Here is a 22,891-nt window from a genome sequence, read left to right on the forward strand (position 1 = left end):
GTTCCTGCGAACTCTCCTAAAATGGAGGTCACATTTGAAAACAGGTAGGAAGCATGGCTCTGGTAACTGTTACTGATTCTGCAAGGGACTATCTTGCACAACTGATCGAAAAGCAGGATGTCGAAGGTATGGGGGTTCGTATCTTTGTGACCCAGCCCGGCACTCGTAACGCAGAAACCTGCCTGGCCTACTGTCCGCCGAACGAAATTGTCCCCACCGACGAAACGGTAGACCTGCAGAAGTTTACGCTGTACCTGGATCACAACTCGGTACCCTTCCTGGAAGAAGCCTACGTGGATTATTCCAAGGATCAGATGGGCGGCCAGCTGACCATCAAGGCGCCGAACGCCAAGGTACCCCAGGTATCTGACGATGCACCGCTGCCGGACCGGGTGAACTACGTACTGGCCTCCGAGATCAACCCCAACCTGGCGGCTCACGGTGGCGATGTATCGCTGGTCGAGATTGTTGAAGAGTCTGTGGCCGTGCTGCGTTTTGGCGGTGGCTGCCAGGGTTGTTCAGCGGTGAGTCTGACTCTCAAGCAGGGTGTCGAGAAAACCCTGAAAGAACGCGTGCCGGAAATTACCGCCGTGCGTGACGTAACGGACCACACCAACACCGAAAACGCTTACTACCAGTAAGCGACTGCTGTGGCAGGCTGACTTCCCGAGCCTGGACAGTCTGCCACAGACACCCCTCCGCCGTGGCTACACGGCCAATGCCCGAGAGTGCCTTCTGTTTCATTATTCCCGCCATCAACAGAATGACTTGGTATTTACTCGGGGTAAGTCTTGTCGGACCTAACACTTCTATCCGTGCCAGTGATGGCTGCCGTAGTTGGCTGGTTTACTAACTGGCTGGCTATTCAGATGTCGTTCTATCCGGTTCAGTTCATCGGTTTCGGCGTCGTTGGCTGGCAGGGCGTGATTCCCCGCAAAGCCGAGAAAATGGCCCACATCTGCATCGACCGCACCCTGCAGCATTTCGGCGACCTCAACTCGGTGTACCAGAAGCTCGAACCCCAGCGCATTGTCCAGCAGGTTCTGACCCAGGTATCGCCGCGCATGGACGAATACATCGATGAAGTGATGTACGAAGTGCAGCCGGTGCTTTGGGACAACCTGCCGATGTTTGTGAAAGGGCGCATTTACCAGTGGGCGCGACAGCAATTGCCATCGCGCATAGAGGAGCTGGTGGAAGACTTTGGTGACGACCTGGACGACCTGGTAGACCTGAAAGCGCTGCTGAGCCGCGAACTGCAACACCATCCGGACCTGATGAACCGCATTTTCAAACAGGCCGGTGCCGTGGAATTGCAGTCCGTGATCAACCGGGGTGCGCTAATCGGTGCCTTGCTGGGCGCTCTGCTGGTGCCGTTCTGGATATCTTACCCGCAGCCGTGGGTGTTGCCGGTGGGTGGCTTTGCCATCGGTTTTATCACCAACTGGCTGGCCATCAACCTGATTTTTGCCCCGCTCAGGCCGCGCCGGATGCTGTTCTGGAAGTTTCAGGGCCTGTTTTTGCAGCGACAGGACGAAATCAGCGACATCTGGGCGCAGCTGGTGGCCGAGGAACTGATTACCGTGGAGAAGGTGGCGGATGCCATGATTAATGGTCGCCACGGCGCCCGTACCCGCTCCATTTTGCAGAAACACCTGCGCCCGATGCTGGATAACTCCATGGTCATGCGACTGGCTGCGCAGGTGACCGTGGGTATGTCCGGTTACACCGACCTTAAGCGGGCCATGAATGACAAGGCGGTACTGGCTACCCGGGATGTCTTCTCTGACCCGGCATTCAACAAGGAACGGGCACCGGTCGTTGCAGGAGTTCTGGCGGGCCAGATGAAAGCCCTCAAGCCTGAAGAATTCCAGGAAATCCTGCGCCCGGCGTTTCGGGAAGAGGAAATCCAGCTGATGCTGATCGGTGGCTTGTTCGGGGCGATTGCGGGCTTTATCCAGTTTGTACTGATCTGATCGCAGCTCAGGCTTACAGGCAATTGGTGGGGCGGGGCAGGCCTGCTATCCGGCACGCGGTTTTGGCCGGTGTGCCGGGGAACAGCTGCATCAGGTAGATGCTGTTGCCTTTTTCTTCGCCCAGTGCTTCCTTTACCGCCTTTACGAACAGCCGGTTTGATGGCGGCGACATTTCATGTGATTTATAAAAATCCCGCAGAAACTCTATGATTTCCCAGTGCTTTTCTGATAGCTCTATTTGGTCATCTGCGGCAATCTGGCAGCCCACCTCCGGTGTCCACTGATTGGCGTCTTCCAGGAAACCTTCGTTATTGCGGGGCGGCATGTCAGTTATGGGCATGGTTTACCAGCTGATGATGCGTGAATGTTCGGCGGTCAGGCGTACCAGTTCGGCGTAGTCGATCGTTCCTGTCCGGGCTTGCTCATCCAGTGCCCTGGCGTCGACATCCGCTTTCATGGCCTTACAGGCGTCAGGCAGGGCGACGGAATGATCGGCCAGGGCAAGTACCGCGTTTTCGGTAAGTACCAGCTGATCGCCGTCCTGGATGGCCTGGAGGCAGGTTTCAAACCGGGGGTGTCCCGGTGGCTTGTTCAGAATGTGCAGTGTCGGGTTTGCTGGCTGCGTGCTTGTCATTATCTTCCTGCCTCAGCCCGCAAAGGCCACGTTGGTGTGGGCGTTCATGACGTCTTGCAGGTTTTCGGCGAGGGTGACACCGGAAACCAGTTGCTCCTGCCCAAGCCCAAAACGCTCGCAGGATGCCGCGTCTGCCAGGATTTCTTCCACGCCGAACATGGGCGCTGCCGAGAGGTTTTTCTCCACGGATTTCTGGCCAATGGCGTCGGGAGCCTGTTGCTTGCGCAGCCAGTTGACCCCGGCGCCGGTAAAGAGCAGGGCAGCCGGCTGGTCGAAGGCGGCCAGCGAGAACACCATGTCCAGGGCCTCGCGACCGACCCAGTTACCGTATGGAGGCTGGTCTACTATGATCAGCGTGCTCACCGTCAGTTACTCCCGTGGAAATAGATAATCCGGTCCGATTTCACATTACCTTCCACCCATTCACCAAGGCCGGCAATGCCAAACGGCTCCAGCAAATTGTTGCCGGGCAGTTCGTAGCGGGCCTGTTCGGTATCATCAATGATTCCGCGGCGCAGCGCCGAGGCAATACAAACGGTGGCATGGATGGCGTTGTCAGCCAGGAAGTCGGCCCACTGCTTCGGCCAGTTCACCTCGTCAGAGGGTGGCGTCGCCAGCGCCGAGGCCAGCAATACGCCCTCACCATACAGGAATACCCGGTCAATCCGTTGGCCCGCAACAAGCAGTTCCCGGGCAAAGGCCAGGGCGCTCTGGGGGGCCTGGGAAGACCAGGGGGCTCCGGTGATTACGAGGGTATAGCTCAGTGGCGTCATGGCGTCCTGCACCCGGGAGTGAATCTTGAGGATTTGAAGTGTACCTAAAGCAGAAACCCCGGCAAAGGCCGGGGTTTCTGGAAGCGAGGGACTGAGCGGAGATCAGTCTTCGCCGCTGAATGCCGCCAGCAGGTGCAGCAGGCTGACAAACAGGTTGTAGATGGATACATACAGACCAACGGTGGCAATGATGTAGTTACGCTCGCCGCCTTTGATGATCTGGCTGGTTTCAAACAGGATCATGATGGAGGCGAAGATGGTGAAGCCTGCAGACACCGCCAGGTGCAGGGCAGAGCTTTCCATGAAGAACGCCAGCAGCATGGCACCAATCAGCACAAATGCGCCAGCGGTGAGGAAGCTGGACATGAAGCTGAAGTCTTTCTTGGTGATGATGGCTGTCGCAGACAGGCCAACAAAGGCAACGGCTGTCAGCGTCAGGGCCTGGGCCACAATCTGGGAGGCGCCGGCCGCCACAAACGCACCGATGATCGGGCCAAGGGTATAACCCATGAAACCGGTCAGGGCGAAGGTGGTTACGATGCCCCAGGGGCTGTTCTTCAGTTTATAGGTAGCGAACAGCAGGCCAATGTAACCCACGATGGTGATCAGGAAGCCCGGATGAGTGCCGTTCATGTTCAGGAACGCAGTCAGGGCTGAGAAGGCGAGGGTCATGCCCAGCAACATGTAAGTGTTGCGAAGCACCTTCATGGCATCATCGCTGATACCCGCAGTGACCTGGCTTCTTTCCCCGGTCGTGTCGTAGGCAGCCTGGTTGTTCTGAACGCCGAAACGTCTGTCTTCCATTGTCATCTCCGTTTAGTGAAACTGGATACTATGTCCCATCATAATGTTGAATCCGCAACTTTCAATCATTTACGACAGTAATTCGCCTTCTGGATTCCATTAAACCGCTGTAATCTTGTTTATGGATTGTTCAGAAGCTCCGGAATTTACATCGTTTTTTCTACAGGGCGTTGACAGCACAGGCAAATCCGGTATCATTCCACCCGCTGTCGCAAGGCAGCTGAGGAAAGGCGAGTCATCGCCGATCCAACAAGACGGTGGGCTGGCAGAGTGGCTGAATGCAGCGGTCTTGAAAACCGCCGACGGTTAATAGCCGTCCCGGGGTTCGAATCCCTGGCCCACCGCCATTTTTCTCTCAGACACACCTTCCCGAATACGCATTTTCCTCCGCTTTACCAATCAATTCCGAATTTGCCATACACTCACTGCTGAACCGTTTACCGAAAACAGCAGGTGTCGATATGGACGAACATCAAACTCCTGAAACCGAAAACGAGCGCAAGAATCGCCGCTTTGCCGTGTCTGCCAATCGGGGCAAGGCCAGCCATCGCATTCGTTACGTGGAAACGGGTGGGGCGGCAGTGGATGCTGAAGAGTGCACCTTCTGCCAGGCGGTACCGGACCTTGAAGATGACGCCAGCGTAAAATCAACCCGGGTAACCGGTCATTCGCACCCTGCCGAGTAATCAGGGGCTTCCGTCGGTTTCCTGGCGCCGGGCTTTATGCCGCTTTGCCGAGTGCTGTCCGTATGGCGCGAACGGCTTCAAGGGCGGCTTCGTTGTCGCCGTGAACGCACAGGCTGTCGGCGGGTAAATTCAGCCATTTGCCGGTAGCGCTGGTGACTCCGCCATTGCGGGCAAAAGACAAGGCCTGCTTTACGATCAACTCCGGATCTTCGTGCACAGCACCGGCCTGGCGGCGGGGCACCAGTTGGCCCTGATCGTCGTAGGCGCGGTCGGCAAAGGCTTCCAGCAGCAACGGCACACCCAGGTTCTCAGCCAGGGCCTGATGCTCCCGATAACTCAGAGTTACCGGAATCATCAGCGGCAGGCCTTCACGGAAGGTCCGTACCGCTTTCATAACCACTGCCAGGGTGTCCTTATCCTTCATCATGTCGTTGTTGAGGGCGCCGTGGGGTTTTACATAGCTCACGGCCAGGCCTTCGCTGCGGCACATGCCTTCCAGTGCCCCTAATTGATAAAGCATCAAGGCTTCGATTTCATCCGGGGTGTGATGGATGGAGCGTCGGCCGAAGCCTGGAAGGTCGTGATAGGAAGGGTGGGCACCGATTTCAACCTTGTGCTGTGCTGCCAGTGCCAGGGTGTGCCGGATCACCATCGGGTCTGCGGCGTGAAAGCCACAGGCCACGTTGGCCATATCAATCAGCGGCATAACCAGGTCATCCTGGCCCATTTGCCAGGCACCATAGCTTTCGCCCAGATCACAGTTCAGCTTCATGGCACCCCCTCCTGATGCTATCGGCCCGTTCAGAGGTCGTCCCGGCCGGGCCAGGTTGCCTGCTTGCGCTCGCTGGCCAGCGCGGCCCTCTGCTCAAGCACTTCCGGTCTGCTTTCAGGTGCGGCCCAGCCCTGCAGGTTATCTTCTACCAGTTGCACCAGTGCGTCTATATGGCCTTGGGTGGCGTTCAGGCAGGGGATGTAAGCAAAGCCTTCGCCGCCGGCTTCCATGAAGTATTCGCGGTTCTCTTCGTTGATTTCCTCGATGGTTTCCAGGCAATCGGAAGAGAAGCCGGGGCAGAACACATCAATGCTCTTCACGCCTTTGCCCGGCAGGGATTTCAGGGTTTCGTCGGTATAGGGCTGCAGCCACTCTTCACGCCCGAAGCGGGACTGGAAGGTGGTCATGTATTCGTCCGGCTTAAGCGCCAGTCGCTCAGCCAGCAGGCGTGAAGTCTTGTGGCATTCGCAATGGTACGGGTCGCCCCTCTGCAGGTACTTGAGCGGCACCCCGTGGTAGGACAAGATCAGCTTTTGCTTGCGCCCGTGCTCGGCCCAGTGGCTCTCAATGTGCTTCGCCATGGCTTCAATATAGGGAGGGAAGTCATGGTAATGGGAAACAAACCGGAAATCCGGCAACCAGCGCCGCTTGGTGAAATCACCAGCAATGGCATCAAAGGTTGAGGCCGTGGTTGAGGCCGAATACTGGGGGTAAAGTGGCAGCACCAGCAGCTTGCGTACACCTTGTTCCTGCATCTCGTCCAGTACGCGGGGAATAGACGGGTTGCCATAACGCATGGCAAAGCCCACTACCACGTCGTTGCCATATCGGGCTTGCAGGGCTTTGCGGATGACCTCCGCCTGGTTGGCGGTGTGGATCAGCAGGGGTGAGCCGTCTTTGTCCCACACGCTGGCGTAGGCTTCAGCACTTCTCTTCGGACGGATGCGCAGAATAATGCCATGCAGGACCAGCCACCAGATGGGGCGGGGAACTTCAACCACCCGGGGGTCCCACAGAAATTCCCCGAGATACCTGCGCAGTGCCGGGGTAGTGGGAGCATCCGGTGTGCCCAGGTTGGTGACCAGAACGCCAAGGCGCTCCGACTGCTTGTGGCTGAAGTTCTCTGTCCCTTTATATGGCATTGAAGCTTTCCGGTGTTGGGTAGTTAGTGCTGGTCTGCCTGCTGCTGAAGCCGCGGAATCAAGCCGGTAATGTCGTAGCCGGCCCGGTGGGCCCTGGTCAGGATTTCCCGTGGGTCAAGCTCGCGGGCGGCGCTCAGGGCCCATAGTACGGTACAGCGGGTGCCAGATCGACAGAAAGCGAATACGGGTTTGTCGGCATCCCGGATCATCGGGGCAAAGTTGTCGACATCGGCATCGGTAATGTTACCGGACGCCACGGGCAGGTAGACCCACTTGAGCCCGTGCTCGGCGGCAGCGGCTTCAATATCGGCCATGGACGGCTGGCCCGGCTCTTCGCGGTCCGGCCGGTTGGCAACCAGGGTTTTAAACCCCAGACGGGCGATTTCTGCGACATCCTGCACCGCAATCTGCGGTGCTACGGAGATGTTGTCATCGATCTTTCTGATTTCCACTAGCATTCTCCAACGTTCTGTCAGGCGGCATCGCTGCCGGCGAATTTTTGATCGGTTTCAGAGCCGGCCCGGGCACGATTGCGTTCGAACAACTCGAACAGCACCATGCCGGCTACCATCGATGCGACGAACACGGCGCCCTTGATTTCGCCAGCCCCCAGTGCCACGAGGCCAGGGCCCGGGCAGAAACCGGCAATGCCCCAGCCGATGCCGAACATCATACTGCCGATAACCATGCGTTTCTCGATTCGGTTATTGGTCGGCAACTTCATGTTGAAGCCGAGGAACGACAGGGTGCGTTTTCGGGCTACGGCAAAAGCCACCAGCCCAACGATGATGGCGCCCCCCATGACAAACGCAAGGGAAGGATCCCACAGACCGGCGATGTCCAGGAAGCCCAGTACCTTTTCCGGGTTGGCCATGCCGGAAACAATCAGGCCCATACCGAAGACCAGGCCGGCAAAAAGCGAGGCGAAGGAATATTTCATGGCATCAGGCTCCGATCAGGTGGCGAATAACGAAGACGGTAATGAAACCGGTGGCCATAAAGCTCAGGGTGGCAGCCAGCGAGCGCAGCGACAAGCGGGACAGCCCGCATACGCCATGGCCGCTGGTGCAGCCGGAGGCGTAGCGGGTACCGATGCCCACCAGCAAGCCAGCCACGATAAGTGCCGGATAGCCGGCATTGATTTCAACCGGCGGTAGCTGGGCGAACAGGGCCCAGACCGCTGGCGCGCCGATCAGGCCGGCCAGAAAGGCAACGCGCCACAGGATGTCGGTGCGAACGGGGGCGAGCAGCCCGCCCAGAATTCCACTGATGCCGGCAATACGCCCGTTCAGAAGCAGGAAGCTGGCCACTGCCAGGCCGATAAGGATACCGCCCGTGAGGGCTGCGCCAGGGGTAAATTGGCTCCACGCAATATCAATCATTCAGAATCTCCGGATTGAATGGTTGGTTTTGGAATAAGGATATAATGGGGTGTGATAATAACAAAAAAAGCCCGGCAAGGGATGCCGGGCAGAGGCGTGCGAGTAGTATCCATGAAAGACTTCCAGACAAACCGGCATCAACTCGGATACCGGTATCGAGAAGTATTGACCATAATTTGAGCAGTTCAAGCCAGAGGCCCTTTCGTTTGAAAACATTTTTTCATATCGCACCCGTGTTTATACTGCGGCCTTTTCCCATGCGGGTTTCAGGGCCGCCCAAGGTAACACTGAAATCGCGGTATAGCTGTAATACAATGGGCGCTGAACACCCTTTGCCCGCATTCAAGAGGTAGCTATGTCCGACCAAGACCAAAATTCGCCGGAGAATGATCCGCAGCTGGCAGACAAAATCAAGGGCTCTGCCCGTCAGATCTGGCTGGCCGGGCTGGGCGCCTACACCAAGGCTGAGGAAGACGCCGGCAAATTTTTCGACCGTCTGGTTCAGGAGGGTGAACAACTGGAATCGAAAACCCGTGGTGTGGTCGGCAAGCAGATCCGTACCGTGGAAGACCGGGTTGGCGAAGTTCGCGAGCGGGCAACCGGTACCTGGGACAAGCTCGAGCACATGTTTGACCAGCGGGTGTCCGGCGCGCTCCGGCGCCTGGGCATTCACCGCCGGGAAGAAATCGAAGCCCTCGAACATCGTATTGCGGCCCTTGAATCTGAATTGACCCGCCTTCGCGATTCCGACTCACTGGCCCGTGACGAAGAAGAATAAGCCTTACAGATACGTGTGGCTGGTGAGACGGATCTGTTCCTGCTCCTCAGCCGCCATATAGGGCAGTATCAGGTGCAGCATCTGGTACACCCCTTTGCCTGGATCCACCGACTCCCGGTTATCCAGGTGTGACAGCGTGTCGAAACTGCTCCAGTAGCACACGGTCAGCGTGAGCTGTTCACACAGGGATTCCAGTTCTGCCTCTTCAATGGCCATGGTCTGCTGGCCGCGAAAACTCTCGCACAGGGTACGAAACGCTGTCGTTTTCTTTTTGAGAATGCGCCGGAAACGGACCTGCAACTGGCTGTAGCGCGACAGCACGTTGACCAGGTCCTGGTACATAAACCGGTAACGGGCTACCGCCTCGAACAGCATGTGCAGGAAGAACCCGAACTGGTCCAGTGAAATCTCCACATCTTCCGGCACCGCCAGCAGGTCGAGCATCTCGGCCTCAAAGCCGTCGAACAGCTCCTCGACAATGTCGCCCTTGCTCTTGAAGTGGTAATACAGGTTACCCGGGCTGATCTCCAGTTCGTCGGAGATCAGCAGCGTGGTGACATTGGGTTCGCCCAGGCTGTTGAACAGTTGCAGGCTGGTGTCGAGAATCCTGTCTCTGGTTTTGACCTTTTTCATAAGGGCAGTGGCGCGCCTTTACAGCTCGAAGCTGGCCCAAACCGGGCAGTGGTCGGATGGCCGCTCCATGGCACGGATGTCGTAGGACACCCCGGCTGCCCTGGCTTTCGGCAGCAGGCTGTCGCTGGCCATGATCAAGTCGATACGCAGGCCCCGTTTCGGCTCCCGCTCGAAGCCCTTGCTACGATAGTCGAACCAGCTGAAGGTATCGGTTTCATCCGGGTGCAGGTGGCGGAAGACGTCGGTGTAGCCACGTTTTTCCACTTCTCCCAGCCATTCCCGTTCTTCCGGCAGGAAGCTGCATTTTCCGGTGCGCAGCCAGCGCTTGGCGTTGTCCGGGCCGATGCCGATGTCTTTGTCGGTGGGGGAGATGTTCATATCACCCATCACCACCACATGGCCCGGTTGTTGTTTCAGGTCGTCCAGATAGGCCATCAGGTCCGCGTAGAATTTCTGCTTGGCCGGGAACTTCACCGGATGGTCGCGGCTTTCGCCCTGGGGGAAGTAACCGTTGATGACCGTCAGCGGCTCACCATTTACGGTAAAACGGCCGGTAATCAGGCGGCGCTGGGAATCCTCGCCATCAGACGGATAGCCTTTAACCACATGCTCCGGTTCCATCCGCGACAGCAACGCCACGCCATAGTGGGTTTTCTGGCCATGGAAATGCACGTGGTAGCCCAGCTGGCGGATGGCTTCTTCCGGAAATTCCGCATCGGTCACCTTGGTTTCCTGCAGGCCGATAAAGTCAGGATTCAGCTCTTTAATCACGGCTTCAAGCTGGTGCAGGCGGGTGCGGATACTGTTTACGTTAAACGACACAAACATCATGGCGTGGAATCTCCGGATCAGTTTGCCCGGGAGTTTACCATAAGGGATGGTCTATGCCGTGTGGCTGAAGGGGCGCAGTCAGTCTGTCAGTTCACACTCCGGGTATCGGATGACCCGGTAGTTGATTGCAGCGGTGTGATTGGCATCTGCGTTCTTGCGAATGTTGGTCAGCCCCAGGTAGTGGGTCAGGGCGCCCTGGCGGTTGTAGCCGAGCACAATCGGATCAACCAGCACTCTCAGCATCAGGCTGGTGGGGCGGATTTGCACCACAATGTCGGCATCTACCCGGTTTTTCGGGCCGGGTTCCAGCACAAAGCCGTAGTAATCGCCCCGTGTGGGTGCCAGGAAATCGAATTCCACAGACTGACCGCTGGTTACCGCGGCCCAGTTGGCGCGTACGAACTGGTCAAAGCCGGCATCCACCACCAGTTTGCTGCCAAAGCGCAGCTCGACCATGGCGGTTTCGCTGGAAGGTTTCTGCCAGGTGATGTCCAGCAGGTTGGCTTCAGGGTAGCTGATCTCCAGGCGCTCGTTGAACTCCGGCTGGTGAAAATCCACCTCCGGCAGCTGGACAGATTGCCGGTAAGTCAGTTGCTTGCTGGCAAAGCCCGTGTCGTCGCTGGCCCTCAGGTAATCGACCCGGTGTTGCTCCGGAACGAATACGCCGGGTTCACAAGTGCCGCTGACGGCATGGTGTTCCTGGTAGATCGGCCTGTCGTCATCAAGGCTCCGGGCGCTGCCATGGAACTCGAAGACAGCGGCACCGGCATGACTGCAACCGAGCAGGGCGCCAACAACCGCTGTTGTCATTTTCATGGCTCAAGCTCCGTGTACAAACTTTTCCGGATAAACAGCAGCAGCGGGAAGATCACCAGCCAGCCCAGCGCGATGGCCGCTACCGACAGGGCAGTGTCCGGCAGTGTGACTGCGCCTAGCTTGGCGGCAGACCAGTAAGCCAGTGCCCCGGCAAACGGTGCCAGCACAAACGGCAGCCATCGGTGCTGGCCGATCCACGCCAGTGAGTGACACAGGGTGGTCATGAACAGGGCCCAAATAGCCACCAGCCAGGGCGGCACAACGGCAATTTCTTCGATACCCGGGATGCCGAGAATGCCAAGCCGGAACCAGAGCGTGTCCAGCAGCCCGCCAAGTACAACACCGACCCCGATAAACTGCAGTTCCGAAAAGCGCTTCTGGCTCACCAGCAGCATATGGACCATGAAAAGCCCCAATGCCAGGGCTGTCACCGGCAGCCCCGGGTACAGCACACAAGCGAACCAGCCGGCCTGGAACAATACGAAGTTCAGGACATTCCGGACCGTTTCCGAGGTGATCATAGGCTGATGATGTTGGCGCGCTTGTTGGCGGGCTTGGCCATCAGCAAATGGGCCACACCAATGGCACGCTCACTGAAGCCTGCTTCGCAGTAAGCGAAATAGAAGTGCCACAGGCGCTGGAAAGCGGTGTCGTAGCCCAGGGCATCCAGCTCACTGCGCTTTGCCATGAAGCGTTCACACCAATCCCGAAGCGTGCGGGCGTAATGGAAGCCGAAGTCTTCGTTATGGGTGAGTACCAGGTCTGACCCGCGGCCCATGGACTGCAGGATCGCCCCAAACGAAGGAATAAAGCTGCCCGGGAAGATATATCGCTGGATAAAGTCCACGTTCTTCAGGGCACGTTCATAACGCTGTTCCGGCATATTGATCGCCTGCACCAGGGCCAGGCCATCCGGCTTCAGTAACTTGCTGATCTGGGACAGGTAGCTGTCGAGGAACTGCGGTCCTACCGCTTCGATCATTTCAATAGAGACCAGCTTGTCGAACTGGCCGGTGAGGTCGCGGTAATCATCGAACAGCAGGGTAATGCGATCTTCCAGCCCTTCGGCCTTCACCCGTTCCCGGGCCAGCTCCAGCTGTTCTTTGGAGATAGTGGTTGTGGTTACGTGACAGCCGTAATGTTTGGCGGCATGGATAGCAAAGCCGCCCCAGCCGGTGCCGATCTCCATCACCTTGTCGCCGGGTTGCAGGTCGAGCTTTCGGCAAATGACATCCAGTTTGTGAACCGCAGCCTGTTCCAGTGTGGACTCCTCGCCCGGATAAATGGCGGAGGAATACATCATGGTGGGGTCAAGGAACAGCTGGAACAGGTCGTTGCCCAGGTCGTAGTGGGCGCTGATGTTCTTGCGGGAGCCTTCCGGGGTATTGCGGTTCAGCCAGTGCAGGGCCTTCAGGGCCGGTTTGCTGATCCAGCTGAACTTGTCCTCGAAGGCGTTCATGGTATCGAGGTTACGGGTGAAGAATCGCATCAGGGCGGTCAGGTCCGGTGAACTCCAATCCCCGGCCACGTAGGATTCCGCGGCACCCACGCTGCCACCGGTAACCAGGTCCCGCCAGGTGCTGTGGTTGTGAATGATCAGTTCTGCGGTCGGGTAACGCTCGTCGTTGTCGCCGAATACCTGGTCGTCGTAACCTTGTTCACGTACCACCAGTTTGCCGTGCCCGAGCATGGACAATTGATGGCATACCAGCTTGCGGGCAACCCGGCTGATGGTGCCGGTGTTGGCAACGCTGGATTCCTGGCTGGTGACGGAGGTATTCAGGTTCTCCATGAGCTTACCCTTCCTGAAGGTTGTTCATTTGACGCGTTGATGGCCGGTTCACTGACATCGAACCCCTGATCTTCCAATCCCCGGCGGAACTCCGGTGCCTGTGGCTCCAGTTTGTCCGGGTGGGTGTAGAAGGGGGCGCCCTTGAGTTTCAGTTTCAGGGCGTTCCAGTAAATACCGGCGGTGCCTTTGAGAGTTTCCAGGGGGAAACGTCGCAGGCTTCGATGCAGGGTTTTACGATCAAGTACCTGCCGTTGGACTACCAGGGTGGCATCAAAATGTTTGTGATCTTCCTGTTCCACGTTCATGTGGATGCGCAGTTCCGGGCCCCGGAAGCTGAATAGCCACTGGTAGTGCTGGTTCATGCCGTTAAACGGCGACACGTGGAAACGCTTGCTGAAGGAAAAACGCTCGGTTTGCCAGTTGCTTGCATCGCCTGGCCCGTGATTTCGGCATTCCAGGCAATACACGTGGCGTTCCTTCCAGGGGGTATTGGTAATCTGGGCCAGAATCACCCGGGGCACGTCTCCCCGGGCCGGGTCCTGGCCCTTTTCGTAGCACAGGTAAAAGCTGACCGGGTTGAACACGTAGCCCAGATACCGCGGGTGGGTGATCAGCTGAACCGGACCGTCCGGCTGCCAGCCGGTGGCCTCCTGAACCCGTTGAACGACAGCCTGGTGCAGGTTCGGGATGTGCGGGTCCAGGTAATCTTTCCGGCAAAGCCCCAGCCAGTTGAACCGTTCCAGTGAAAAAAAGCGGCTGATGGACGTGACAGAAGACCACTCCTCAAGATCCAGTGCCAGCATGCCAATGCTGTACAGAAACTCATGCTGTACCGGCAACTTACGGCGATGTCTTATAGTGCCTTCTAGACACTGGCTGGCCATGCTCAAAGCTCCACACCAAAGGCCTGTGTCACCCGCAGGGCGCTGCGCACACCGTCTTCGTGAAAGCCGTTAAACCAGTACGCACCGCAGAAGTGCGTGCGGTTATGGTTGCCGATTTCGTCATAGCGCTGCTGTGCGGCAACAGCCTCCAGGGTGAACACCGGGTGGTCGTATTCGAACCGCTTGATCACTTTGCCCGGATCGATATCCCGGCTGCGGTTCAGGGTTACGCAGAATGTCTCCGTAGCGTCGTCGAAGTTCTGCAGGATATTCATATTGTAGGTGACAGATACCGGATGGGTGCTGTGCTCGGGAATCATGTAGTTCCAGGCCGCCCAGGCACGACGGTTGGAGGGCAGCACGCTGGCATCGGTGTGCAGCACCACGTCGTTCTTCTGATAGCCGATGGCGCCCAGAATGTCCCGCTCCTGTTCACTCGCGTCGCTCAGCATGGCCAGTGCCTGGTTGCTGTGGCAGGCCAGGATAACCTGGTCGAAGCGGTGGTTTTTCCCGTTAACAACCAGCGTTACGCCGTCGTCATCCCGCTGGATGGCGGAGACAGGACTGTTCAGGTGGGTTTTGTCGCCCAGTCTCTGCATCATGCGGGTGACATAGCTGGCGGAACCGCCGGAAATGACCCGCCAGGTGGGCCGGTCATCTACCGACAACATGCCGTGGTTGTTGAAGAACTGCAGGAAAAACCGGATCGGGAACTGCTCCAGCACGATTTCCGGCGCGGACCAGATGGCCGCCCCCATGGGCACGATGTAGTTGTTGCGGAAGTATCGGCTGTAATGGTTGCGGTTCAGGTACTCGCCCAGGGTTTCGCCTTCGGGAATGTCACCGGCGGCCAGGTCTGCCCGGGTTTCTTTGTTGAAGCGCAGGATTTCCCGGATCATTTTCAGGAAATGCAGGTTCAGGACGTTTTTTCGCTGGGCGAACAGGGTGTTCAGGCTGGTGCCGTTGTATTGCAGGCCGCTGGTGTGGCAGTCCACGCTGAAGCTCATATCGCTGACTTCCGAGGCCACGCCAAGCCGGTCCATCAGTTTGATGAAGTTCGGGTAGGTCCAGTCGTTGAAGACGATAAAGCCCGTGTTGACCGGCCAGGTACGACCCCCGGCCTGTACCAGCTCGGTGTTGGTGTGGCCGCCGGCATAGTCGGCGGCTTCGAACAATTCTACGTCGTGGTGTTCACTGAGCAGCCAGGCGGCGGTCAGTCCTGAAACACCGGCGCCAATAACTGCAATGCGCTGACGGTCCTGATTCATTGATGGTTTTCCTTAAGCGGTTTGTTCACAAAATAGGTTTGGTCAGGAATTCTGGTCGGCTTTGCGGGCCATGGATGCTGCCATGCGATCCACCACGCCCTGAGGCAAGGCGCCCAGTACTTTCAGCAGCCAGGTAAACCGCCGCGGGAAGGCAATCTCGTTGCGGCCTTTGGCCAGCCCGTTGGCAATCCTTTGTGCGGCATCATCCGCGGTCACCATAAACGGCATGGGAAAGTCGTTCCGATCGGTCAGCGGCGTTTTTACAAAACCCGGTGAGACCACCACCACATCAATGCCTTCGGCAGCCAGGTCTGCCCGCAGGGCATGGGCAAAGTAGGTCAGGGCGGCCTTGGATGCGCCATAACCTTCGGCCCGGCCAAACGGAAACCACCAGGCCGACGAGCTGACAATCACCAGGGTTGCTGGCTTGCCCTTTGCCCGGGTGGCCCGCAATGCGGGCAGGGCGATATCCAGGCTGCGGGCGGTGCCCAGCACGTTGGTAGTGATATTGGCCTCGATAACCTGGCTGTTGTAGTTGGCGACTTCCAGGTACTCGCAGGTACCGGCGTTCAGAATGGCCATGTCCAAGTCGCCAAAATGCTGGAGATCGCCCTGAATGGCAGACAAATCGTCCAGGCTGGTGGTGTCTGCCACGGCGGATGTAATCCGGTTCGGGTGCTGGCTGGCCAGCTTGTCCAGCGCCTCGGCCCGCCGGCCGGTAATGACCAGGTTGTGGCCGCGGTTTGCCAGTTCACTCACCAGGGCCTCGCCGATTCCGGAAGAAGCGCCGGTAAGCCAGATGTTCGATGCGGATTGCAGTCGTTTGTTCATCCTGCCTGCCTCTTCACCCAGCGGATGGCGCCACCGACCACCGGCAGGTTTTCGTAAAGCAGTTGCCCGGCGTCGAAATAGTCCCGATGGAAGCGCACCTTGCCGTTGCTGATTTCCAGGTGACTGATGCCGTCTACGAACACGGTCTTGCCGTTACGGATGCGCTTGTGGCGCAGCTCCATTACCCAGGGGATGGTGCACCATTGCTGCTGGATAACCGGCGAGCTGAAACGGAACCGGCAATGGAGTACGTTGCCATAAGCCCCGGCCATGTATTCGGTAAGCTCGTTCAACCCGGACACCTGGCCGAACGGATCCTGGAAGTGGATGTCCTGGCTGTACACGTCCTTGAGCTGGCTCAGGTTGCCTTTGTCGAGTTGGTTGTACAGTGTGCAGAAGCGCTCAAGCACTTCCGGTAGTTCAGCAACCGGTGTGCTGGTGTCTACGCTGGAAAGGTGTTGGCTCATTGGCTTGCCCTCCCGGTACGGTTGCGGTCGAGTTCGAGGGTTTCCTTACGGATATGGTCGGGGATCGGATTCAGGTCCCAGATAATGCCCAGTTTCGACAATACCCACAGGCCGTACCAGGTAATGTCTATTTCATACCAGCGGAAGCCCTGGCGAACCGCCGTCGGCCAGCGATGGTGGTTGTTGTGCCAGCCTTCGCCCAGCGTGATCAGTGCCAGCCAGAAGTTGTTGCGGCTGTCATCGCTGGTTTCAAAGCGGCGCTTGCCCCACACGTGGGATAGGGAATTAATAGAGACGGTGGCGTGAAACAGCACCACGGTGGAGATAAAGAAACCCCAAACCAGTAGTTGCAGGCCGTTGGTGCCCAGCCCGGGCGCCCAGGCAGCCAGTGATTCGCCAAGCAGGTAAATAGCAACTGCGAAGGCGGCAGGCACCAGGGAGTCGAAGCGATTGATAAAACGCAGTTCCGGGAACTTGAGCCAGTCCTTTACCCGGCGCTCGTTCATGGCAAAACCGGCATCGCAGGTAAACCATCCCACGTGGGACCACCAGAATCCGCCCTGGTGGGGGGAGTGAAGGTCTTCCTCGCGGTCTGAATGCTGGTGATGGTGCCGGTGGTGCGCCGCCCACCAAAGAGGGCCGCGCTGCGCGGCACTGGCGCCCAGAACGGCAAACACAAATTGCGCGGGCCGGCTGGTTTTGAAGGATTTGTGGGAAAAGTAGCGGTGATAGAAGCCGGTAATCGCGAACATCCGAACCAGGAAAAATCCAAGGGCAAACACCATCGCGAAGGTGCTTGTGCCGGTCACCAGTACCAGGAGACAGGCCAGGTGCAGGGCAATAAACGGGAGTACCCGTACCCAGTTAAAGGTTCGGGACGAGGTGTCCAGGTGATCTGATCCCGCTTCGGAATCGAACCATCTCAGAATATTTGTCAGCCAGTAATTCACTCGGGTCATAAATAACCATGCTCAATGTAACGTCAGACACCCCATCAATACGAAGTATCGCGATTATTGGTTCAGGGCTTGCGGGCCTTACCGCAGGAATTCTGCTTGGCCGAAAGGGCCATAATGTCAGGGTCTTCGAGAAAAGTCGTGGCCCCGGTGGCCGTATGTCGTCTAAACGGGTTTCGGGAAGCTCGTCGGACATCGGAGCCCAGTATTTCACGGCCCGTCACCCGGAGTTTCTGGCGTTTTTGAGGGCGTTTGCCGGAGCAGACAATTTTGGCCCCTGGCAGGGCCGTTTCGGCTTTCAGGGCGAGGATAAACAGTGGCAGGCGTTCCCCGAGGAAACCCGCTACGTAGGCGTACCCCGAATGACCGCCATTACCCGGGCGTTGTCCGAACACGTTCCGGTAACCGCGCAGGTACGGATTGCGAAACTGGAGCGGGTCGGGGAGCAATGGCGCTTGATCTGCACCGAAGGCAATGACCACGGCAGCTACGACCAGGTGATCATCACAGCGCCTCCGGCCCAGGCCCGGGATCTGCTGGAGGCGAGTGGGCTGAATGAACTGGCTGGCTACCTTGGCCATTCTGAAGACAGTATTCTGGCCTGCTGGGCAGTGGCCGCGCACTTTAAAGAAACTCCCAGCAATGAATTCGACGCCATGCGGCCGGATTCCGACGTGCTTTACTGGGTGGCTAACAACTCCTCCAAACCGGAGCGCAACGATCAGGGCCAGTGGTGGGTGCTGCATGCCACGCCGGAATGGACGCAGGCCCATGTAGAGGAGCCCGCCGAAAAAGTGTCGGAGCAACTGCTGGCAGCCTTTTACGAACTGACCGGGTATCAGGGCGCTGCGACCGATGCCGTAGCGCACAGGTGGCTTTACGCCCGCTCGGTGCAGCAGGAACAGCCCGGTTATCTGCTGGAGCCCGGGCTGGGCGTAGGTCTGGCAGGAGACTGGCTCAATGGCGGCCGGGTAGAGGGCGCCTGGGAGAGCGCCGCTCGCCTGGTTGAAGCCCTGGGCTGATTATTCCATCAGGTCGGAAGGGGCCCGGGTGGTCACTTCCGGCCGGTGGTAGAAGTGGGTGATGGTGCCATCGCCAAACTTGGAGAAGAACGCGCTGACATCGGTGATCTTCCGCAGCGACCGCTCCCGGCTGACTGGATTCTTCACCAGTACCTTGATGCCGTTGAAATTGTCCTGGATGTTGGAAAACCGGGCCCGCATGGAGCAGGTGACCACATCCACCGGGTTCAGGCCCAGCTCTCCGGCCAGCCAGTTGCCGTGTTGGGTAATCTCTGCCTTGGCCATGTTCTCCCGGGTGTCCAGGTGCTTGAGCTTCACCCGGTTCACAATGCTGAAGGAATAGCTCTTCGGCTGCCGTCTTGCCACTTTCCGGAACGCCTCCCAGAAGAAACTGTCGGTCAGTTCGGCGAAGTAGTTCATATCGCTCAGGCAGGTATCGATCCACTCAAAACTTTCCGGGTCTTCCAGGACTTCGTTAATCGCCTCGCGCAGCAGCCAGTCAAACCCCAGGGCGGTCTTGTGGGCATAAACCTTGCGGTACATCTGGTAACGGCTGTACACAAAGTCTTCCAGCGCGCCCAGGCCTTTCTGGGTAATGGCCAGCCCCATCCAGGGCTCGGTTACGTCCCAGCCAAATCGCAGGTTGCTGAGCAGGTGGTCCAGGTTAAAGCCACCGATGGTGACGGAGCTGTGGAAGCCGTCACGCAGCATATAGTCGGCCCGGTCGGCATCAATCTCGCCTGATACAATAGACGACAACAGTCCCATGACCAGCCCGGGTACGTCGCGTTCCGGAATCGCCCCGGCAACGGCATCGTCGCCGGCGATGAAATCCCAGAAGGTGCGTGCGTGGCGGCAGAAGGTGTCGCTGGGGGTGACGTCTGTGGTCTCCATAATGCCGATCACATCCACCGCATCCAGGCCGGCGCTTTCCAGGTCGACCGAGGTCAGCACTTCGTGTGCCACCCGCACAGAATAGTGCTCATGCTCCAGTTCGTCCGGCTCGCCCTGGTGGTAGCGGGAGTAATCCACGCCCTGCCAGAGGTCGGCAAACCGTCCGGGGCGGGACATCAGCTCCCGGATGCGCCGGGCCTGGGTAAACTGGTGGGAAAAGCTGGAATGGCCACTGTCGTGCAGCAGGCACCCCAGCCGGATGGTCTTGGCAAGGTAGTCGATGGCATCAAGCTGGCTCAGGCTCAGGTCCATGCGCTCACTCAGTTGCCGCTCCCGCAGGTAGGCATCGATCATCGAGCGGAACATCCGGGTGCCCACATGCATTACGCCAATGCTGTGCAGAAACCGGGAGTGGGTGGCACCGGGGAACACCAGGCTGAGAATGTCGTTCTGGCAAATGTTGCGTAAACGCTGGAACAGCGGGTGGTCAATAACCTGTATTTCATGGCGGTACAGGGGAATACCCCCGTGAACCGGATCCATGATCAGCTTGTCGTAGGCTCCGAGCAGGTCGTTGACGGCACGTCGCATGGTTACAATTCTCCCAAAATGATGACAGCGACCTTGTTATATCACAGGGGCATGCCAGAATAGGCGATATGACCCGAATTTCTCTTTTATCGCTGGTAGTTTAAGGCAATCAACATGAACTCGCGCACCGAGCGCATACTGATTATCGATGCCGACGAACAGGCTCGAAACGATTTGTCACGCTACCTTGAAGCGAGGGGTTTCTACGTGACCGGGTATCCCGATATCCAGTCCGCCCGCGGCTTGTTCGAAGATAAACTCCCGGACGTCATCTTTGCAGACCTGCCCGCCGACGCCATCCGTGATCTCACCACCCGGCTGGCGGACTCGGAAAGCTTTATTCCGGTGGTTACCTGCACGGCCAGCAACTCCAGTACCGATGTTATCCAGGCGCTGCGGGCCGGTGCCGCCGATGTGGTGCTCAAGCCCTGCAACGACGACAAAGGCGCACTGGATGATGTTATCGGTAAACTGTTCGACCGGGTGCGGGTTAACCGCTTGAACCAGTTGTACCGACAGGAGCTGGAAGAAACCAACCGGGAGCTGCGTAGCGGTATTGCGGAGCTGAGGGCAGACCAGAACGCCGGGCGCAAAGTGCAGCTGCGAATGCTTCCGGACCACGATTTGCAGATTTCCGGGCTGCAGGTCGACCACAAGATCAAACCCTCGCTCTACCTGAGCGGCGATTTCCTCGATTATTTCCGCATCTCCGAAGACAAGGTGCTGGTATACATCGCCGATGTTTCCGGCCACGGTGCCAGCTCTGCCTTTGTCACCGTCTTGCTGAAAAACCTGACCAATCGTTTGCAGCGCAACCTCAAACGGCAGTCCAGCGACGACATCCTTCACCCGGAGCGCTTTCTCGAGCGGATCAACTCGGAACTGCTCGATACCGGCCTGGGTAAACACGTAACCGTGTTTGTGGGGATAATTTCCATATCTGAACGTATACTGAGCTATGCGGTGGGGGCACATTTCCCGATGCCGATTTTGTCGTTTGAAGACGGCGAAACCCGGTTTCTGGAAGGCAATGGCCTGCCTGTGGGGTTATTCGAAGATCCCGAATGGGAGGTGTATCAGGTTCATCTGGACCGGCCGTTCAGGTTGTTGATGTTTTCAGACGGCATTCTGGAGGTAATTGCTCCGAAATCGCTGGATGAAAAGGAACGAACACTACTTGAACTCGTGTCTGGAGGTAGTCACACTATCGCATCGCTGAGTGAGGCTCTGGGATTGGATACCATCTCCGAGTTGCCCGACGATATCGCGATAGTTTCGGTAACTGATGCCCTTGACGGGCCAGATAACACGTCGTCGACGTAGTGGCAGTGTGAAAAATGGCTGGTTATAAGATCCTGCAAGCAGAAAAGCAGGGAATTTACGTCCTGAAGTTTATTGGGGAAATCCGGCTGAACCTGTGTTCGACGCTGGACAATCTGGTTGAGACCATCACGGGTAACCCGCAGTTCAAAACGGTAATTATCGATCTGACAGAGACCGAAATTATCGACAGCACCACCCTCGGGTTGCTGGCCAAGATTGCCCTGGCTGCCCGAAAGCAGAGCCGCTTCCTGCCGACTCTGATCTCGACCAACCCTGATATTACCCGCATTATTACCTCAATGGGTTTCGACAAGATCTTTATCATTGTGCGCGAGCCCGCTTCCCGGATAGAAGAACTCGAAGAAATTCCCGTACTCAAGGCCAGCGAGCAGCAGGTGAGAGACAAGGTTCTGGACGCCCATAAAATCCTGATGGGTATGAACAGCAAGAACAGGGAAGAATTCAAGAATCTGGTGCGTGCCCTCGAGTGTGAAGAAACCGGCTAGGTTTCAGCACGCCACGGGTGCGCTGCCCGTACGCAATAAAACGGAAATGATATGCCTGAAAACACCACTCCCCCGAAAGACGGGGCGAAGTCTTACGACGTTGCAGTGCTGGGTGGCGGTAGCTTTGGTACCGCCATGGCCAAGGTTCTTGGCGAAAACGGCCACACCGTCCATTTCTGGATGCGCGATGAAGCCCAGGCGGAGGAAGTTCGCCGTACCCGTGTGAACAAGCGCTACATGCCGGATGTCACCATTGAAGGCGACGTGCAGCCCACCACAGACCTGGCCGAAGCGGTTGCCAGGGCCGAAGTGGTATTGGTCGCTATCCCTTCCAAGGCTTTCCGCTCTGTGATCCGCGAGAATGCCGACGCATTCCGGGAAGGGCAGATTGTAGTCAGCCTGACCAAGGGTATTGAAGAACACGGCTTCAAGCTGATGAGCGAAATCCTGATGGAGGAGCTTCCACGCTGTCGCTCCGGTGTGCTCAGCGGCCCGAACCTGGCGGCCGAGATCGTCAATCGTGAGCTGACCGCCACGGTCATTGCCGCCAAGGATCCGGAAGTTCGCCGCACGGTGCAGGATCTGCTGGGGTGCGAGTATTTCCGGGTATACGCCAACGTAGACGTGTATGGCGTAGAGCTGGCCGGCGCCCTCAAGAACATTTACGCCATTGTGGCCGGACTGGCCTCGGCGCTGGAGATGGGTGAAAACGCCCGGGCCATGCTGATTACCCGAGGGCTGGCGGAAATGAGCCGCTTTGCCGTAAGCCTTGGGGCCAACCCGATGACCTTTATGGGGCTGGCGGGTGTTGGCGACCTGATTGCCACCTGTACATCGAACAAAAGCCGGAACTACCGGATTGGTTACGCGGTGGGCAAGGGCAAGCAACTGGACGAAGCGGTGAAAGAGCTGGGCCAGGTAGCCGAGGGCATCTACACCCTGAAACTGGTGCGGGAGAAATCGGAATCCATCGGCATTTACATGCCGCTGGTGCGGGGGCTTTACGAGATCCTGTACAACGGTGCTTCGATCAACGCGGTCATCAGCAGCCTGATGATGGCGGTACAGAACTCTGACGTAGAATTTATTCTGCCCCGGACTATCACCCAGTAAAGGCTTCTGCGAACGAG

General features: G+C 57.8%; 29 protein-coding genes and 1 tRNA gene. 9 read left to right on the forward strand and 21 right to left on the reverse strand.

Annotation, left to right across the window (positions count from 1 at the left end; translation table 11 throughout):
* Positions 1-53 precede the first annotated feature (53 nt).
* Complete coding sequence (gene nfuA / locus AC13DJ_RS13880) at positions 54-641, forward strand: Fe-S biogenesis protein NfuA (protein ID WP_058340876.1); 588 nt, start codon at positions 54-56, stop codon at positions 639-641.
* 183 nt (positions 642-824) lie between these two features.
* Entirely contained in the window at positions 825-1,976 is a 1,152-nt protein-coding gene (locus tag AC13DJ_RS13885; RefSeq protein WP_482933502.1) for a DUF445 domain-containing protein, read from the forward strand.
* Positions 1,977-1,989: 13 nt separating this feature from the next.
* On the opposite strand, the gene AC13DJ_RS13890 is transcribed toward AC13DJ_RS13885, so the two are convergent.
* The 5 genes from AC13DJ_RS13890 to AC13DJ_RS13910 all read right to left on the reverse strand — a co-directional run bounded on the left by AC13DJ_RS13890 (position 1,990) and on the right by AC13DJ_RS13910 (position 4,187).
* Complete coding sequence (locus AC13DJ_RS13890; RefSeq protein WP_289101711.1) at positions 1,990-2,316, reverse strand: TusE/DsrC/DsvC family sulfur relay protein; 327 nt, start codon at positions 2,314-2,316, stop codon at positions 1,990-1,992.
* A gap of 3 nt (positions 2,317-2,319) precedes the next feature.
* Entirely contained in the window at positions 2,320-2,610 is a 291-nt protein-coding gene (gene tusB, locus AC13DJ_RS13895; protein ID WP_473801333.1) for a sulfurtransferase complex subunit TusB, read from the reverse strand.
* Positions 2,611-2,622: 12 nt separating this feature from the next.
* On the reverse strand, positions 2,623-2,973 hold the full coding sequence (locus tag AC13DJ_RS13900; RefSeq protein WP_482933503.1) for a DsrE family protein: 351 nt from the start codon (positions 2,971-2,973) through the stop codon (positions 2,623-2,625).
* A 2-nt stretch (positions 2,974-2,975) separates the two neighbouring features.
* Positions 2,976-3,383: a sulfurtransferase complex subunit TusD gene (tusD, locus tag AC13DJ_RS13905; RefSeq protein WP_482933504.1), complete on the reverse strand. Its 408-nt coding sequence runs from the start codon at positions 3,381-3,383 to the stop codon at positions 2,976-2,978.
* Between the two features lie 102 nt (positions 3,384-3,485).
* Entirely contained in the window at positions 3,486-4,187 is a 702-nt protein-coding gene (locus AC13DJ_RS13910) for a Bax inhibitor-1/YccA family protein (protein WP_058340882.1), read from the reverse strand.
* 256 nt (positions 4,188-4,443) lie between these two features.
* Between AC13DJ_RS13910 and AC13DJ_RS13915 the strand changes: the two genes are divergently transcribed.
* Both AC13DJ_RS13915 and AC13DJ_RS13920 read left to right on the forward strand, forming a co-directional pair.
* Positions 4,444-4,534: transfer RNA gene (locus tag AC13DJ_RS13915), tRNA-Ser, on the forward strand.
* A gap of 114 nt (positions 4,535-4,648) precedes the next feature.
* Positions 4,649-4,873, forward strand: a complete 225-nt coding sequence (locus tag AC13DJ_RS13920) for a hypothetical protein (protein WP_199457552.1) — start codon at positions 4,649-4,651, stop codon at positions 4,871-4,873.
* A gap of 34 nt (positions 4,874-4,907) precedes the next feature.
* Here the strand turns inward: AC13DJ_RS13920 and AC13DJ_RS13925 are convergent, their stop codons facing one another.
* From AC13DJ_RS13925 to AC13DJ_RS13945, 5 genes are read right to left on the reverse strand one after another with little or no spacing between them, the layout of a single operon-like run.
* Positions 4,908-5,645 carry a 5-oxoprolinase subunit PxpA gene (locus AC13DJ_RS13925; RefSeq protein ID WP_482933505.1) on the reverse strand — a complete coding sequence of 246 codons (738 nt, stop codon included), beginning with the start codon at positions 5,643-5,645 and terminating at the stop codon, positions 4,908-4,910.
* A 29-nt stretch (positions 5,646-5,674) separates the two neighbouring features.
* On the reverse strand, positions 5,675-6,787 hold the full coding sequence (gene hemH / locus AC13DJ_RS13930) for a ferrochelatase (protein WP_482933506.1): 1,113 nt from the start codon (positions 6,785-6,787) through the stop codon (positions 5,675-5,677).
* Between the two features lie 23 nt (positions 6,788-6,810).
* Positions 6,811-7,239 (reverse strand): protein tyrosine phosphatase family protein, encoded by a 429-nt coding sequence (locus tag AC13DJ_RS13935; protein WP_482933507.1) that lies wholly within the window; start codon positions 7,237-7,239, stop codon positions 6,811-6,813.
* 20 nt (positions 7,240-7,259) lie between these two features.
* Positions 7,260-7,727 (reverse strand): DUF6691 family protein, encoded by a 468-nt coding sequence (locus AC13DJ_RS13940; RefSeq protein WP_482933508.1) that lies wholly within the window; start codon positions 7,725-7,727, stop codon positions 7,260-7,262.
* Between the two features lie 4 nt (positions 7,728-7,731).
* Positions 7,732-8,169, reverse strand: coding sequence for a YeeE/YedE family protein (locus AC13DJ_RS13945; RefSeq protein WP_482933509.1), 438 nt, complete (start codon positions 8,167-8,169; stop codon positions 7,732-7,734).
* A 355-nt stretch (positions 8,170-8,524) separates the two neighbouring features.
* Here AC13DJ_RS13945 and AC13DJ_RS13950 point away from each other — a divergent pair, with 355 nt between their 5' ends.
* Positions 8,525-8,947, forward strand: coding sequence for a phasin family protein (locus AC13DJ_RS13950; RefSeq protein ID WP_058340887.1), 423 nt, complete (start codon positions 8,525-8,527; stop codon positions 8,945-8,947).
* Between the two features lie 3 nt (positions 8,948-8,950).
* Here the strand turns inward: AC13DJ_RS13950 and AC13DJ_RS13955 are convergent, their stop codons facing one another.
* The 10 genes from AC13DJ_RS13955 to AC13DJ_RS14000 all read right to left on the reverse strand — a co-directional run bounded on the left by AC13DJ_RS13955 (position 8,951) and on the right by AC13DJ_RS14000 (position 17,428).
* A complete protein-coding gene (locus tag AC13DJ_RS13955) occupies positions 8,951-9,580 on the reverse strand; it encodes a TetR/AcrR family transcriptional regulator (protein ID WP_022988201.1) in 630 nt (209 codons plus the stop codon).
* Between the two features lie 18 nt (positions 9,581-9,598).
* A complete protein-coding gene (gene xthA, locus AC13DJ_RS13960; RefSeq protein WP_289101705.1) occupies positions 9,599-10,411 on the reverse strand; it encodes an exodeoxyribonuclease III in 813 nt (270 codons plus the stop codon).
* 78 nt (positions 10,412-10,489) lie between these two features.
* The gene (locus AC13DJ_RS13965) at positions 10,490-11,227 is read right to left on the reverse strand and encodes a hypothetical protein (protein WP_482933510.1); all 738 of its coding nucleotides are present in this window, start codon (positions 11,225-11,227) and stop codon (positions 10,490-10,492) included.
* Positions 11,224-11,748 carry a DUF2878 domain-containing protein gene (locus AC13DJ_RS13970; RefSeq protein WP_022988204.1) on the reverse strand — a complete coding sequence of 175 codons (525 nt, stop codon included), beginning with the start codon at positions 11,746-11,748 and terminating at the stop codon, positions 11,224-11,226. Before AC13DJ_RS13970 ends, AC13DJ_RS13965 begins: the two co-directional genes overlap by 4 nt.
* Positions 11,745-13,019 (reverse strand): class I SAM-dependent methyltransferase, encoded by a 1,275-nt coding sequence (locus AC13DJ_RS13975; RefSeq protein ID WP_482933511.1) that lies wholly within the window; start codon positions 13,017-13,019, stop codon positions 11,745-11,747. Before AC13DJ_RS13975 ends, AC13DJ_RS13970 begins: the two co-directional genes overlap by 4 nt.
* Positions 13,007-13,903 carry a DUF1365 domain-containing protein gene (locus AC13DJ_RS13980; protein ID WP_482933512.1) on the reverse strand — a complete coding sequence of 299 codons (897 nt, stop codon included), beginning with the start codon at positions 13,901-13,903 and terminating at the stop codon, positions 13,007-13,009. The genes AC13DJ_RS13975 and AC13DJ_RS13980 overlap by 13 nt, the downstream gene beginning before the upstream one ends.
* Before the next feature lie 2 nt (positions 13,904-13,905).
* The gene (locus AC13DJ_RS13985) at positions 13,906-15,171 is read right to left on the reverse strand and encodes an NAD(P)/FAD-dependent oxidoreductase (RefSeq protein WP_482933513.1); all 1,266 of its coding nucleotides are present in this window, start codon (positions 15,169-15,171) and stop codon (positions 13,906-13,908) included.
* 42 nt (positions 15,172-15,213) lie between these two features.
* Complete coding sequence (locus AC13DJ_RS13990) at positions 15,214-16,002, reverse strand: SDR family NAD(P)-dependent oxidoreductase (RefSeq protein ID WP_482933514.1); 789 nt, start codon at positions 16,000-16,002, stop codon at positions 15,214-15,216.
* Positions 15,999-16,469, reverse strand: a complete 471-nt coding sequence (locus tag AC13DJ_RS13995) for a nuclear transport factor 2 family protein (RefSeq protein WP_094624016.1) — start codon at positions 16,467-16,469, stop codon at positions 15,999-16,001. Before AC13DJ_RS13995 ends, AC13DJ_RS13990 begins: the two co-directional genes overlap by 4 nt.
* Entirely contained in the window at positions 16,466-17,428 is a 963-nt protein-coding gene (locus AC13DJ_RS14000) for an acyl-CoA desaturase (RefSeq protein ID WP_232901041.1), read from the reverse strand. Before AC13DJ_RS14000 ends, AC13DJ_RS13995 begins: the two co-directional genes overlap by 4 nt.
* An 8-nt stretch (positions 17,429-17,436) precedes the next feature.
* Here AC13DJ_RS14000 and AC13DJ_RS14005 point away from each other — a divergent pair, with 8 nt between their 5' ends.
* A complete protein-coding gene (locus tag AC13DJ_RS14005) occupies positions 17,437-18,447 on the forward strand; it encodes an NAD(P)/FAD-dependent oxidoreductase (protein ID WP_482933515.1) in 1,011 nt (336 codons plus the stop codon).
* On the opposite strand, the gene AC13DJ_RS14010 is transcribed toward AC13DJ_RS14005, so the two are convergent.
* Positions 18,448-19,932 (reverse strand): HD domain-containing protein, encoded by a 1,485-nt coding sequence (locus AC13DJ_RS14010; RefSeq protein ID WP_058340897.1) that lies wholly within the window; start codon positions 19,930-19,932, stop codon positions 18,448-18,450.
* 114 nt (positions 19,933-20,046) lie between these two features.
* Between AC13DJ_RS14010 and AC13DJ_RS14015 the strand changes: the two genes are divergently transcribed.
* Genes AC13DJ_RS14015 through AC13DJ_RS14025 form a run of 3 tightly spaced genes read left to right on the forward strand, consistent with a single transcriptional unit; the run spans position 20,047 to position 22,874 of the window.
* On the forward strand, positions 20,047-21,255 hold the full coding sequence (locus tag AC13DJ_RS14015; RefSeq protein ID WP_058340898.1) for a PP2C family protein-serine/threonine phosphatase: 1,209 nt from the start codon (positions 20,047-20,049) through the stop codon (positions 21,253-21,255).
* A 14-nt stretch (positions 21,256-21,269) separates the two neighbouring features.
* On the forward strand, positions 21,270-21,761 hold the full coding sequence (locus AC13DJ_RS14020) for an STAS domain-containing protein (protein ID WP_022988214.1): 492 nt from the start codon (positions 21,270-21,272) through the stop codon (positions 21,759-21,761).
* Between the two features lie 51 nt (positions 21,762-21,812).
* Positions 21,813-22,874 (forward strand): NAD(P)H-dependent glycerol-3-phosphate dehydrogenase, encoded by a 1,062-nt coding sequence (locus AC13DJ_RS14025; protein WP_058340899.1) that lies wholly within the window; start codon positions 21,813-21,815, stop codon positions 22,872-22,874.
* Positions 22,875-22,891: the final 17 nt, after the last annotated feature.

Source organism: Marinobacter sp. L-46 (assembly GCF_056859535.1).